Origin of the sequence: Candidatus Poriferisodalis sp. (genome assembly GCF_965221945.1) — a bacterium.
Taxonomy (GTDB): Bacteria; Actinomycetota; Acidimicrobiia; order Acidimicrobiales; family Poriferisodalaceae; genus Poriferisodalis.
Genome location: NZ_OZ244925.1, coordinates 1,650,535 through 1,663,302 on the forward strand (window position 1 = coordinate 1,650,535; position 12,768 = coordinate 1,663,302).

Below are 12,768 nucleotides of genomic sequence, written 5' to 3' on the forward strand. Positions count from 1 at the left end.
ACAGCCAAGGGGCCCCATCGAGTTCGGCCATGATCGGAGCGAGGTGAAGACTCGCATCCGTTGGCCGCTGGTGGGCGTATTCGCTGCCTCCGCCTCGGGACTCCTGCTCATGGCAGTCGCCGGCGGCGGATGGACTCTTGAGTCTTGGTCGAACGCGTTGCTGGCCATCGCGTCCGGGTTGATGGTTCTGCTTGTTGGTGTCATCGTGGAACCACGCCTCTTCCGTCGAGTTGAGGCTGCTGTAAGCGACGCTGTCCAGGCAGGGACGGCACCACTGGCGAAGCGCGTGATGGACTTGGAGACTCTGGCAGCTAGCCAAGCTGAGCAACGCCGGGCGGTGGATGACGAGATAGCGGATGCAGTGGCGGCGCTTCGTTCTGCTGCCTCTCGCGACGCTGTCGCTGATGCGTTGAGGCTCGGCGAAGAGCTAAGGCTGTTCGACCCGCACATGTTCCGACTGCGCACGTCGAAGAGCGGGGACGGGCCGGACTTGTTTGCGCTCCTGATGGAGTACGGCAACGTATCGGAGCTGTGGTTGAATTTCGACCCGGTGCTGTTCGGCTCGCTAGACCCAACACAGTGGGACCTCTACTACGGGCCTGATGAGGAGAACCCGGTCGGCATCATCTGGCTGCGTGAGCAGTCCGCAACCGAGATCGTCGGGGTTCTTGAACGCAACATGCTCGCCGACGACATCAAGGGGCGGGACGAGTTTGATTTTGCCAGAGCGCTCGACATGCTCGCGCTCAGTCTCCAGGTCGCCTTCGCCGCACGCTCTGGAAACGATGCGTCGATCGGACTCCGCGGGCCGCTGATCTGCTTGGTCAACGACGAATGGGCCGTCACAGCTGAGGGTCTCGAATCGCTGCTGGCGGACCGCCATTACCCGATCGGCGACGATCTGCCCACCAACACGCCGTGCCCCTCTCGCCACTCGCCCGATCTCTGTGACACCCACGGGCAGGAGAGCCAAGTGATTCAGTTCCGTCCCGGAGGTGGCGGCGTCGGAGACTGACGCCGTCTGGGCGCCCGAGCAGACCCACTCACCGTTCGGTGCGTTGCCGCAAGACCACGGGTTCGATGACTATGCAGAAGACGTGCCACACCGCAGAGGCGTAGCGAAGCAGTTGTTCCCACCCATCTAACGCCTTGACGAAGCGGATGAGCCCAGCCACGGCCGATAGCGCGAAACGTCGTAGTGAGCTGCGGTCAAGAGTTCTTCCATTTCGACGACAAGCGCCTCATGCATGGCCGGATCGACTTCGAGTATCGAGTCGATGTCCTTGCGATTCGCCGCGCGCCTGACGATTCTCTTCGCGGTTTTGCATTCGTCGAATGGCAGTGGTGGAGTCGGAGACAGTGCGTCTTTGGGACGTGGGAAGATCGGTTCGCATCGCAGCGCGATCGAGACGAGGTCCTCGCACGGAGCGCTCTTCACGATCCGATAACCGAGCGTGCTGGCCAGTACGACCTGACTGGCTCTTGAAGCCTGAACGAGTTTCGCGAGCCACTTGCCCAAAGCGACGATCATGAGCTTGAAGTAGTCCTCGTCACTGCAAGTGGAGGAATCGATCGTCGTTGCATCGAGTCCTAGGTAATGCTGGCACTCGTCGGTGAAACCGTCGCAGGCGCAAACGTTGTCGTGGAATCGCTGGAGAATCGCCGCTTCGGCGTCGGGGTCGAACATGTCTCGGCCGATTCGAGTGGTGATGAGCAGCAACCAGGGCGTCAAGCTGTGGCTCTGCAATGCCGTCACTTGGCCTAGGGCGTCATAGATCGTCTGGGGGATCTCGGGTGAGTCGGACGCCAATCCGTCGCACAGGTCGATGTTGACAACATCGAACGGCCCGAGCGCTCTTGCGCGCTTCCATGCAATCGAGGACTCGTCGCTGAGACGCCGGAAGTTGTCGTGGATCACATCCGAATGCTGCTGCTGGACGTTCGGCAGCCGGCCCACTTCGTAGAGCGAGATGGCGAGATCGCGTCGGGCTCGGCTGTCCGGCTGTGCCTCTGAATTGAACCCGAGAAAGATCAGCGGCCGGTCATCCGGTCGGCATATCTGGTCGTGCAGGTATCTCAGGTCGATCAGATCCGTGCCCGGCAGACCCAAGTAGCGGAGCGGATCGTCAGTCGGCCGATCGGCATAGAGGCGTCTGACCTGCGCTGCCCACTGCTCGCGTCGGACGAATTGCTTCCTTGGTCGATGCCATGGCTGGAAGTCTCTCCGCTCAAGTTCGGCCATCTCATAATCGAGATCGCCGAAGATGCCCGCGACGAGTTCATCGTTGTCTCCCGAGGTATCGCTCACTATGCGGATGCCTCAAGAATCTCGCGAATGCCAGCCAGAAGTCGTTCCTGCTGCTTTTCTGAGAGGTTCTCAAGTACACCGAACGCCGCGAGCAGCTGTACGAGCGCCTCCATCTGCTTCTCGGTTGTCGTGTCTGCAACCGTGGGCCGAGCAGGCTTCTCGCCAAGTATCGGCGCCCGCCGGAATCGGTAGGTGCCGGGTTCCTCGAACAGCGATTCGTCGGGACCTTCGTCGAACACGACATGGGGAGGCACCGCGCCGGGATCGTCCGACTCTTCTCGCCAGGCCTTCCGAGCCACCTTCGACATGGCGGCCTCTGTCTCCACTGCGGCAGTTGCACGGCGCCCGGCTCGAATCTCGCCGGCAATTCGCTTCTGCTCGGTCGCGACGCGGCGAAGCGTGGCGTGCAGCCACTGAGTGATGTACACGACGTGCGGGTGTGCGAAGTTGAACGACTCCCGGTCGATGTTCAGTGCTGCTTCAAGGCCTTGAGAGACGAAGACCTCGCAGGTGATCTGCCTGAGTCGGGTCTGCTCAGACACCTGATAACGCAAGAAAGTCGGGTCGAACAACGTTCCGCTGGAGCCGTGCACTCGGGCCAGGACGCCTTGGTGCTCGGTGGGCGCGACTTTGGGTGTCCAGATCAGGTATGCCTCAAACTCGAGCGGTCCTCCAGATAGCTCATGACGGATGCCTCTGAATTCCTCGCGGCAACGGCCCACGAACAAGATCGGCTTGCGGACAGCGTGGGTGGTGTTTGGCAGGTCTGTGAACTTGAGGGGACGCGCGAGGCGCAGATCGTCGAAGTAGACGACGAAATCGTCGCCGACACTGGCGCCGCTTCCGATAGATCGCGTCCCAAGAATCGTCTCTCCCTCGGCGAGCTCGAAACGCTGGGCCGTGGATTTGATGGTCTTCGGGATCTCGTAGAGGTACATCCCATCGCCTACGGCCAGTTCGAAGGGGCTCCCGCGCACGTAAGGCGCCGGTATCGACAGGCTGAGCTGCCAGACCATGCGCAGGTAGTAGTCGAAGATGTCGCTGAGTCGCGGATTCTTGGACTTCCCCTCGACTTGTTCCCAGACAGCGTCCACCAGCTTCCCGAAAGCGGCTTCGGGATCATCGTCGGATGACCAAGGAAGGCTGTCATAGGCGTCTGTATCGCCCTCAAAGCTCGATGGGTCGTCGTGCTTCACTCGTCCGATGTGGAACACGGGGGGCTCGACCGCTCGTGATTCTTCCGGGTCCAGTGACGGGTCTGCATCAATGACCGCCCACACTTCATTGCTGCGAAGCGTGTCGCGGGTATGGGGTCGGATGCCGGTCAGTGTGATCGTCGTGCCGTGGACTTCAGGGTCCGAAGCCGGCTCGCGCCAAATCTCCACGTGGCCTGCTTCGTACTTTCCTTCGTCGTCGGTCGCTGGTGGGCCGTCGTCGGAGTACTGACGCAACACCACGGACGCGAAGGTGAGTGAATCGTCGCCCTGGATCTTGGTGACGATGTCAAACCGGTTGGTGAGCTGGCTCACCGAGAACAACCCGATCCCGATCTTGCCGATCAGCCGTCGACCGTTCGGGCTGCGCATGGAATCTTCCCGGTCCGTGATGCCCAAGCGGCTGCCGTCTGGTGACCTCTTCGCGCTGCCACCGATGTGATGAAGCAGGTAGGCGAGCGCATCAGGCGTCATTCCGTTGCCGTCGTCTTCGATTGTCAGCGTCTCGAACCGCGGCCGGTCAGTCTTGATGACCACTCGGGTCGCGTCAGCGTCGTACGAGTTCGACACAAGTTCTCGAATGGCTGACCCCGGCTGTCGGTAGATCCCGTCGGTGACACGGGCCAGTACACGCTCATCGGTTGTCAGACGTGCGCGGACCGGCTCGTCTCGAGTGCTGGCCCTGATGTCCGCGGTCAGCTTGGCGTCAGCTGTCGCCTGTGTTTGTGGCTCGGAACTCACGCCGCGTCCAATGACTTCAAAAGCTGCCGGGCAACCGCCTCAGAGAGAGCAGGAGGCACAGCGTTCGCGACCTGCAGCGGCTGCGCAGAGCGCGGTCCGCAGAAGAAGTACCCATCAGGAAAGCCCTGAATGCGTGCCGCCTCACGAACCGTGATCGAGCGGTCCTGATCAGGATGCACTGGTAGCGCGCGATGGCCGGCCACCAACGTGCGGGCTACGTCGCTCTCAAGCCGGCGGTACGAGATCGGACCACCGCCAGCCGGTATCGCGTTGATTTTCGCGACCACTCTCGGCGAATGCGCCATCGCCTGAGAGTTCAGCACGACCCGCCCGTCCGGGAGCCGCAGCCGTTCGGCCCCCGCGCCAGGCGCGAGATGAGGCAGGTCTTCCAGACGCTCTGCCAACGGAGGTGTCCGCGGCAGCGATGAGTCGACGGCGTGGCCGTCATACGGCGCGTGCGTGGGCATTGGGAGTTCCGGAAGTTCGATCTCGCGTTTGACACCCACGAAGAAAAGTCGCTGACGATTCTGCGGCACGCCAAAGCTTGACGCCCGGAGGGCAACCGGCCGTTTCCAAGTCTGATATCCACATCGCCGCAATGACGCTGTGATCTTGTCGGTGTAGGTGACGCCGTTGACGCGGCGCAAGCCGGGCACGTTCTCGATTACGACAGATCGCGCACCAAGCCGACGAGCGAGACGTCCCACATGCCGGAAGAGCAGATTGCGCCGATCGTCGGAGTCGCGTGAGCCGGCCGCCGAATAGCCCTGGCACGGCGGTCCGGCGATGACCGCTGACGGAGCAGCCATGGCCGACAGCCACGCTTGCAGCCCGTCCGCCGTCACATTCTCGACAGGGGCCTCGAGCACCGGTACACCGGGGTGGTTCAGGCGATAGGTCTGCGCGGCATCCCGATCGATCTCCACAGCCGCCACAATGCTGAAGCCAGCCCATCTGAATCCCAAACCGAGCGCACCGGCACCACCGAAGAGATCGACCGCTGTGGCATTCCCATGCTGAGACGTGACGCGGCGGCGACCGGTCTCACAGAACGAGATGAGCGGACAACTCGCGCAGCGCGGTTCCTCGTCGGCGCAGACCACGCGGCTGTGGATCATCAGTTGCCGAGCCAATCCAGAGCGATCCTTCTTCGGGACCAAGCGCACGAAAGCGTCAATCTCACCGACGATCGGGTCATGGTTGATCGTGCCGACGCGGCCCAACATTCGCCTCACGTGCATGTCTGAGGTGATCTGGCAGTCACAGACTGGTGCGCAGGAGGTCCGACCCTCTCCAGACCGGTCGGCATCGAGCGACGCCCAGGGTGAGCCCTGCGCCCGTTGTTCAAGGAGAGCCGTGCCACTACGGGAGCGGCTTCGACAACCAATGGAGTGCTCGTTCTCACAGTTCGCGTACGTCGCCTTGAGAAGTTCGGCCATCCGCGATGCGATAGCGCGCGAAGACATCTCACCGAGTTCGGTCAGCTCAGCACGCGCAGTCATCGGCAACACATCCAAGCGCATGAGATGTCGATCAGATGAGCCATCACGACCTCCATAACACCACTGCTCGGCACCCTATTGGTGTTCCCCACTGGCGGCATTCTCGTGTGTCGATGGTCGCTCATACTCGCAGAGGGGTGTAACCGGATCGGCGCTCCTCGCCCTTGGCGTCGGCTGAGGGTGTCGAGCAGGTTCCAGTCGGGCTTGCCCGCATGGAGCAGGATCCCACGGCCTCCACGGAACCCGGCGTAGTTCACAGGACGCTACGTCTCGGCGACGCTGCCCCTAATTCAGCTGGGCCCAGAGGCGCACTGCAGCGTTGTTGAGGTACTCGGCATCGCTGCCGCCGAATCTTTCGGCTGCTGCTTCCAGGGTCCGAGCACCCTCGTCGGGCCGTCCCAGCGTCGCGAGAGCCTGGCCCAGCCGCATGAACTCGTCGAGCGGGCACCCAGGCAGCCGCGTCAGGAGTTCCAGCACAGCCACCAGCGACGGCGCATCGGGTTGACGAATATGCAGCGTCCGCAGGTTATTCAGCATTCGCAGCAAGATCTCCCCCGGCGGTGTCGGCCCGAGGAACGAAGCGTCGAACGGCTGCCGTGGCTCGAAGCGGGTGAAGATCTCCGCGGCACCAGCGTGGTCGATGAAGCGGCCGTCGAAAGCGTCGATGAACACCTCCGGATCGGGGGTGCCGACCAGGAAATGGCCCGGCATGCCGACACCGTGCAACACGACACCGGCGCGGCGGGCCACCTCGATGGTGACCACGGCCAGCGTGATCGGTATCCCCAGCCGCCGCGAGACCACGAGGTCGAGGTAGCTGTTTGCCGGATCTGCAAATCGTCCCCGATTCGGGCCGAAGCCCTCCTCGTCGAAGAGCAGTTCGACGACGGCGTCTGGCGTGGGCTCGCGTACCGCGCCGCCTAGACGGTCCAACTCGGCCAATGCCGCAGCTTCGTCCACACCCTCCCCACGGCAATGGGCTGCGATGCTCAGCGCCGCCCGGTCGAGCGGCACCGGTTCGCTGACCGCCCACGTGGCAAAGGTATCTGCTGGCGACGGATGGTCGCCCTCGGGATCGGTTGCCCCAGTCTCGCCATCAGACATCGACACGACGGTACCGGCGGCACTGCACCGCCTGGCGGCGATACTTGCGCTGTGACGTCGCATCACCCGTTCCTGGACGAATCGGGACCGGTGCCGATCGCCCACCGTGGCGGCAGCGCCGTGTGGCCGCAGAACACGATGGCCGCATTCGAGGGCGCGGTGGGTCTCGGCTACCGCTACCTCGAGACCGATGTGCAAGCGACCGCTGACGGAGTGCTTGCGGTCTTTCACGACGATGAGCTCGCGCCGAGCTCGGGTCGTCACAGACGCATCTCGGAGATGACTTGGAGCGAGGTGTCCCAAGCCCGCGTCGACGGCGAGCCGATTCCCCGACTCGAGGAGCTGCTCGACGCGTTCGACGATGTACGCATCAGCATCGATCCCAAGGCCGATGCCGCCGTCGAGCCGCTCATCGAGGCGCTGCGACGGCCAGGCGTGCTCGACCGGGTGTGTGTGGGCTCGTTCTCCGATGCACGGTTGGCTCGCATCAATGAGGCCTTCGGAGAATCAGTCTGCTTGAGCTTTAGCCCGCGTGAGATCGCCCGGCTCGCGGCGCTCAGCGGCGTGGGCTTTCCGGCCCACCCGAGCCTGAGACCGCGGCTCGGGTCGCGGGGCCGACTGCTGCAAAGGCGCCCGTTCCGTGGCCGCATCGCTTCGATCCCGCTGCGGCAGGGCCCCATCCCGCTCGCGACCCGCCGTTTGGTCGACTACGCGCATCGGGCCGGGCTGACCGTGTACGTGTGGACGATCGACGATCCCGCCGAGATGGAACGCCTGCTCGACATCGGTGTCGACGGCATCATGACCGACGAGCCGAGGGTGCTGCTCGAGGTCATGACACAGCGGCGAAACCGGCCCGAGGGCGACGGCGGGACTGGGCCATGAGCGCCGGTTCATGAGGTTCGAGTCATGAGCTTCGGGGCATGAGCGCTGGCGCGATCGATCCGGCTGTGGTTGACGAGCTCACGGAAATCGTGGGCCAGGCGCACGTCCTGAGCGACCCGGAGATCACCGCGAGTTATTCCATCGACTGGACTCGCCGTTTCGCCGGCTCGACGCCGCTGGTGGTGCGTCCCGCTGACACCGCCGAAACGGCCGCCGCAATGGGAGTCTTGGCAGCTGCCCGCATCGCCGTGGTGCCCCAGGGCGGTAACACCGGACTCGTGGGCGGCAGCGTGCCACTCGCAGGCGAGGCCGTGCTCTCGATGCGGCGTCTTGACGTCTGCGAGGCAGTGGACGAGCTCGCGTCCCAAGTGACCGTGGGCGCCGGAGTGACCCTGGCCGATGCCCAAATCCATGCGGCAGCGGCCGGACTCAGCGTCGGCGTGGACCTCGCTGCGCGCGAGTCGGCGACGATCGGCGGCATGGTTGCCACCAACGCCGGAGGCATCAACGTGCTGCGTTACGGGGCCATGCGTGCCCAGGTCGTCGGCATCGAAGCAGTGCTCGCCGACGGCATGATCGTGAGCCATCTGGCAGGCCTGGAAAAGGACAACACCGGCTACGACCTCGGAAGCCTGCTGGCGGGCAGTGAGGGCACGTTGGGCGTCATCACGAGAGTGCGGCTGCGATTGCATCCCCTGCAGCCCGAGCGTGCGACCGCCCTGCTGGCCTTCGAGACCGCCCAGGACGCTGTCGCCGCCGCCGCAGCGCTGCGCCGTAGCGTCGGTTCGCTGCACGCGCTGGAAGCCGTTTTCGACTCGGCAATGGCGCTCGTGTCGGCCCACCTAGGCGTGGATCCTCCTGTCGGCAGCCTTTCCAGCGGCAGCAGAAACGCCAGCGGCGCGGCGTGGCTGATCGCCGAGGCCGCGGCGCGCACCGATCCCAGCGACGAGCTCGGCACTGCCGTGGATGAGATCGCCGATCTGCTCATCGATGCGGCCGTGGCGCTCGACCCTCCTGCACGCCAGCGGCTGTGGGCATTCCGCGAGAACGTCACCGAAGCGATCTCGGCGGCCGGCATCCCTCACAAGCTGGACGTGACGCTGCCGGCGGCTCGTCTCGCCGAGTTCGTGGACGGCGTCGCCGACGTCGTCCGGATGGCCGACTCCGACGCTCAGCCGCTGCTGTTCGGCCACCTCGGGGACGGCAACGTACACGTCAACGTGCTCGGCCCCGGCGGGGCTGAACCTGCCGAGGAGGTGGACGATGCAGTGCTGCGCTATGTCGCCGAACTCGGCGGGAGCATCTCGGCCGAGCACGGCATCGGAACGGCCAAGCTCGGACAACTGCACCTCAACCGCACCGAGGCCGAGCTGGCCGCGTTCAGCGCCATCAAGCGGGCGCTCGACCCGGAGGGCTTGCTGAACCCCCATGTACTGCTGCCCTGACAGACCCGCAGCGAAGACCAGTCAGTTCGGACGCATGTGTTGCTGGGTGGGTCTACCGTTCGATCCATGAGCCGCTCCCGACCGCAAGTTCCCTTCGCCACCCGCTACGCCCGCAGCGGCATGGTGTGCAGCGTCGACCACCTCGCGAGCGAAGCCGGAGTATCGCTGCTGCGTGCCGGAGGCTCAGCGGCCGACGCTGCGGTGGCCGCCTCCGCCGTGCTCGCGGTCACCACGCAGCACATGTGCGGCATGGGCGGCGACCTGTGGGCGCTGGTCCACCACACCCACGGCGAGGCGCCGGCAGCGCTCAATGCAAGCGGTCGAGCCGGGAGCGGTGCCGATCCAGATGCGCTTCGGGCGCAGGGGCGCACGCGGATGCGCTTTTCCAACGACATCCGCAGCGTTCCGGTACCTGGGTGCGTCGACGGATGGATGAGCCTGCACGACCGGTACGGACGGGCACCCCTGGCGGAGGTGCTGGCTCCTGCGATCGACCTCGCGGAAGGCGGCTTTCCCCTCTCGCCCCATGGTGCGGCTGGGGCGACGCTGCTCGAGGGCATTGCAAACTCCGGCGACTATTCACCGCAGTGCCTGCCGGGAGATCTCATCACGCGGCCCGGTGTCGCGACGGCGCTGCGCGAGATCGTCGAGGGCGGTCGGGAGGCCTACTACGAAGGCGACTTCGGGCGGGATCTCATCGAACTGGGCTGTGGCGAGTACACCACAGCGGACTTGGCCCGCTCGCAAGCCGACTGGGTGACGCCGCTCGGCGCGGATGCCTGGGAGCACAGCATCTGGACCGTGCCGCCCAACTCGCAGGGCTACCTCACGCTCGCGGGCGCGTGGATCGCCTCGGGACTGGACCTCCCCCCTGACCCCGACGATCCGCTGTTCGCCCACCTGCTGGCCGAGGCAGCCAAGCAGGCGGGCTGGGATCGGCCCGCGGTGCTCTCAGACACCGCTGACGGGGCCGCATTGATTGCGCCCGACCGGCTCGCACCGCGCCGTGCAGCGATCTCGCCCGACACTGTGGCGCCACTCGGCGCCGGGACCGGGACCGGCGACACGATGTACCTCGCGGCCGTGGATGCCGACCGCATGGGCGTCTCGCTGATCCAGTCGAATGCGGGGGGCTGGGGTGTGGGGCTGTGGACGCCGACACACCGGATCAGCCTGCACAACCGGGGTATCGGATTCAATCTCACCGAGGGCCATCCCGCCGAGTACCGACCTGGGCGCCGTCCCCCTCACACCCTCGCCCCAGCCGTCGTCCAGCGCGCCGACGGTTCTCTGCGCTCGGTCGTGGGGACGATGGGTGGCGACGCCCAGCCGCAGGTGCTGCTGCAGGTGCTGGCCCGCTCGCTGTGTCTCGGTTCCGAACCTGCGGCCTCGATCGGTTCAGGGCGCTGGCGCTGGGGAGCGGCCGCAGGAACAGGCTTCGACACGTGGGCCGAACCCGGCAACCTCGAATTGCGCATCGAGGGGCACGCAGCCTGGGCGAGTGCCAACGGGCTCACCGACTTGCGACAGCGTGGCCACCACGTCGGCACCGACGGCCCTCACGACAACTCCTTCGGGCACGCGCATCTCATCGAGGTGCACGACGGTGTGCTCGCCGGCGCTGCCGACCCTCGGGCGCTCACCGGTTCGGTTGCGGGCTACTGACAAGCAATCTGCATCTGCGTGGCATCTAAGCCTCCGTGTTCGGGGATGGGTTGCCTCCCCCAGTTGACCGGTCACCTCGATCAGGAGGCAGTCATGTCAACGATGCAGGAACAGCAGGGAGATGGGGCGGTGTTGCAACGACCGATTGAATCCGGCCAATAGCAGGCTCAGAAATTCAAGAAGTCGAAGTTTCCGGTAGAGAGTGCCCGACCGAGACTCCAAGTCTGTGGTTCTCTGGGCACTATTGCGCTTGGCCAGACGGTCAGCGCATGCACAGGAGGTGCACCTGCGATGTCCAACAACTTCGCGGCCGGGGTTGCGGGTGCAGCGTTCGTGATTGCGGTGCTCGCGCTGTTCGTCTCGTTGCGCGACACCGATTATCAGGTACCGGCTCCAGCCGACGTCACCGCCGCCCAGGCGGCCACAACCTCAGAAGTCCCCGATCAGCCTGTTCAGGCGACCGTTGCCGAGACCTCGCAGACTGTCGCCGGTACGGTCCCCCTCGTCACCGTCGCACCAGAGACCACGCTGACGCCCACCACGACCATTGCGGCACCCGGCACCACAGAGGAGCTGCCCGGCGAGCCGTCGGAATTCGGACCCGCGGCCGGCACACAGCTGGGAATCGTCGGCATCCGACACACCAGCGCTCTCAACGTACGCGACACGCCCAACGGAACAATCGTCGCCAAGCTGAATCTGCGGCTCGGAGGACAGGGCGACCAGGTTCTGCAAGTCCGTGACGTCGACGCAGGGGTGGTTGTCGGGTCGTTGAGCGTCGACGGCCTCACCGCGACAGGCCGCAGTCGCGACTTGCGCACCTCCACGTGGTACGAGATCCAAGCCGGCCCAATCTTGGGCTGGGCCAGCAGCCGTTATCTCGCTGCGCTGTCCCCCGATGCACGCCTCAGTGCGATCGACGAAATCACGAGCCAGCTCGGCGCAGCACCGACAGCGCCAACGCTGGCCGAACTCGGCAACATGATCGCAGCGGTGTTCGAGTCCGACGAGCCGCCCTCGCACGTCGTAGTCAGCGGGGCACCGAGCGAGTCTGGCGGCGTCGCGGGGATCACCATCGACGTCGTGGGCCTGCCTGACGATTCGATTCGCGGCTACCGGCTGCTCATCACCGCCACCTCAAGCGGTGGCTCGTCGGGAGACGACGACACCGACGCCGAAGCAAGAACGTTCACGCTCCAGGAGGTCTTCGCCACGCCTCTGTGCTACAGCGAACGCGGCGTCAGCGACAGCGGCCTCTGCAACTAGCAAGGAGCTGCCCAAGGCATCGGTGCTGATGACGTCGTACTCGGTGCGCTCGCAATGTAAGCGGCTGCGCCAGGGATCTGTTGCTTAAGCGGCTGCTCGAGCACGAGATCTCGGACTGGTTCCTGGCCGCGGTGGCACGCCAGACCGCCGCTGCACCCACTCACCGTTGGTGGCGAACGAATCGGTCGGCCTGCACACGTCGACCGTCCAACTGGACCGGTTGTGAGGGGTCCCTGTCAGGTGAACGGCCGGGGTCGCGCCCTCGGGGGGCCTGTCACCTCGATTAAGAGGTAGCCGTGTCAACGATGCAGGAACAGAGCTGGTCGGAGCCGGTGTTGGCGCCGGGCCGCACGCGAAGATCGTTCCCCAAGGAGTTCGAGGCTGACGCTGTCGCATTGGTGCTCGACGAGGGCCGCACGATCGTGTCGGTGGCTCGTTCGTTGGGGATCGGCGCGTCGAATCTGGGCAACTGGGTGCGCCAGGCTCGGATCGACCGCGGCGAGCGTGAGGGGCTCACCACCGGCGAGCGTGCCGAGCTGGCGCGGCTGCGGCGGGAGAACACTCAGCTGCGCATGGAGCGTGATCTGCTCAAAGCGGCGACGGCCTTTTGGGTGAAGGAGTCGGGACAGTGACCCGGT

Annotated in this window: 10 protein-coding genes; 6 read left to right on the forward strand and 4 right to left on the reverse strand. The window is 65.1% G+C overall.

The genetic code is table 11. The annotated features are described in order from the left end of the window. The first annotated feature begins 43 nt into the window (after nucleotides 1-43). Nucleotides 44-1,015, forward strand: coding sequence for a hypothetical protein (locus ACOQPH_RS07715; protein WP_420624050.1), 972 nt, complete (start codon nucleotides 44-46; stop codon nucleotides 1,013-1,015). A gap of 126 nt (nucleotides 1,016-1,141) precedes the next feature. On the opposite strand, the gene ACOQPH_RS07720 is transcribed toward ACOQPH_RS07715, so the two are convergent. The 4 genes from ACOQPH_RS07720 to ACOQPH_RS07735 all read right to left on the reverse strand — a co-directional run bounded on the left by ACOQPH_RS07720 (nucleotide 1,142) and on the right by ACOQPH_RS07735 (nucleotide 6,869). Then, complete coding sequence (locus ACOQPH_RS07720; protein ID WP_420624051.1) at nucleotides 1,142-2,308, reverse strand: PP_RS20740 family protein; 1,167 nt, start codon at nucleotides 2,306-2,308, stop codon at nucleotides 1,142-1,144. Further along, entirely contained in the window at nucleotides 2,308-4,263 is a 1,956-nt protein-coding gene (locus ACOQPH_RS07725) for an ATP-binding protein (RefSeq protein WP_420624052.1), read from the reverse strand. Before ACOQPH_RS07725 ends, ACOQPH_RS07720 begins: the two co-directional genes overlap by 1 nt. Next, the gene (dcm, locus tag ACOQPH_RS07730) at nucleotides 4,260-5,489 is read right to left on the reverse strand and encodes a DNA (cytosine-5-)-methyltransferase (protein ID WP_420624053.1); all 1,230 of its coding nucleotides are present in this window, start codon (nucleotides 5,487-5,489) and stop codon (nucleotides 4,260-4,262) included. Before dcm ends, ACOQPH_RS07725 begins: the two co-directional genes overlap by 4 nt. A 561-nt stretch (nucleotides 5,490-6,050) precedes the next feature. Continuing rightward, the gene (locus tag ACOQPH_RS07735; protein ID WP_420624054.1) at nucleotides 6,051-6,869 is read right to left on the reverse strand and encodes a SirB1 family protein; all 819 of its coding nucleotides are present in this window, start codon (nucleotides 6,867-6,869) and stop codon (nucleotides 6,051-6,053) included. A 51-nt stretch (nucleotides 6,870-6,920) separates the two neighbouring features. Between ACOQPH_RS07735 and ACOQPH_RS07740 the strand changes: the two genes are divergently transcribed. The 5 genes from ACOQPH_RS07740 to ACOQPH_RS07760 all read left to right on the forward strand — a co-directional run bounded on the left by ACOQPH_RS07740 (nucleotide 6,921) and on the right by ACOQPH_RS07760 (nucleotide 12,762). Then, on the forward strand, nucleotides 6,921-7,754 hold the full coding sequence (locus ACOQPH_RS07740) for a glycerophosphodiester phosphodiesterase (protein ID WP_420624055.1): 834 nt from the start codon (nucleotides 6,921-6,923) through the stop codon (nucleotides 7,752-7,754). A 38-nt stretch (nucleotides 7,755-7,792) separates the two neighbouring features. Beyond that, on the forward strand, nucleotides 7,793-9,199 hold the full coding sequence (locus ACOQPH_RS07745; protein ID WP_420624056.1) for an FAD-binding oxidoreductase: 1,407 nt from the start codon (nucleotides 7,793-7,795) through the stop codon (nucleotides 9,197-9,199). Nucleotides 9,200-9,265: 66 nt separating this feature from the next. Then, entirely contained in the window at nucleotides 9,266-10,864 is a 1,599-nt protein-coding gene (locus ACOQPH_RS07750; RefSeq protein ID WP_420624057.1) for a gamma-glutamyltransferase, read from the forward strand. A 291-nt stretch (nucleotides 10,865-11,155) separates the two neighbouring features. After that, the gene (locus ACOQPH_RS07755; protein ID WP_420624058.1) at nucleotides 11,156-12,130 is read left to right on the forward strand and encodes a hypothetical protein; all 975 of its coding nucleotides are present in this window, start codon (nucleotides 11,156-11,158) and stop codon (nucleotides 12,128-12,130) included. Between the two features lie 305 nt (nucleotides 12,131-12,435). Continuing rightward, nucleotides 12,436-12,762, forward strand: a complete 327-nt coding sequence (locus tag ACOQPH_RS07760) for a transposase (protein WP_420624325.1) — start codon at nucleotides 12,436-12,438, stop codon at nucleotides 12,760-12,762. Nucleotides 12,763-12,768 lie beyond the last annotated feature (6 nt).

Excerpts from the sequence above, each read along its gene's own strand:
- dcm (WP_420624053.1), bottom strand. The coding sequence starts at position 5,489 with ATGTTGGGCCGCGTCGGCACGATCAACCATGACCCGATCGTCGGTGAG.
- ACOQPH_RS07760 (WP_420624325.1), top strand. The coding sequence starts at position 12,436 with ATGCAGGAACAGAGCTGGTCGGAGCCGGTGTTGGCGCCGGGCCGCACG.
- ACOQPH_RS07750 (WP_420624057.1), top strand. The coding sequence starts at position 9,266 with ATGAGCCGCTCCCGACCGCAAGTTCCCTTCGCCACCCGCTACGCCCGC.
- ACOQPH_RS07745 (WP_420624056.1), top strand. The coding sequence starts at position 7,793 with ATGAGCGCTGGCGCGATCGATCCGGCTGTGGTTGACGAGCTCACGGAA.
- ACOQPH_RS07735 (WP_420624054.1), bottom strand. The coding sequence starts at position 6,869 with ATGTCTGATGGCGAGACTGGGGCAACCGATCCCGAGGGCGACCATCCG.
- ACOQPH_RS07755 (WP_420624058.1), top strand. The coding sequence starts at position 11,156 with ATGTCCAACAACTTCGCGGCCGGGGTTGCGGGTGCAGCGTTCGTGATT.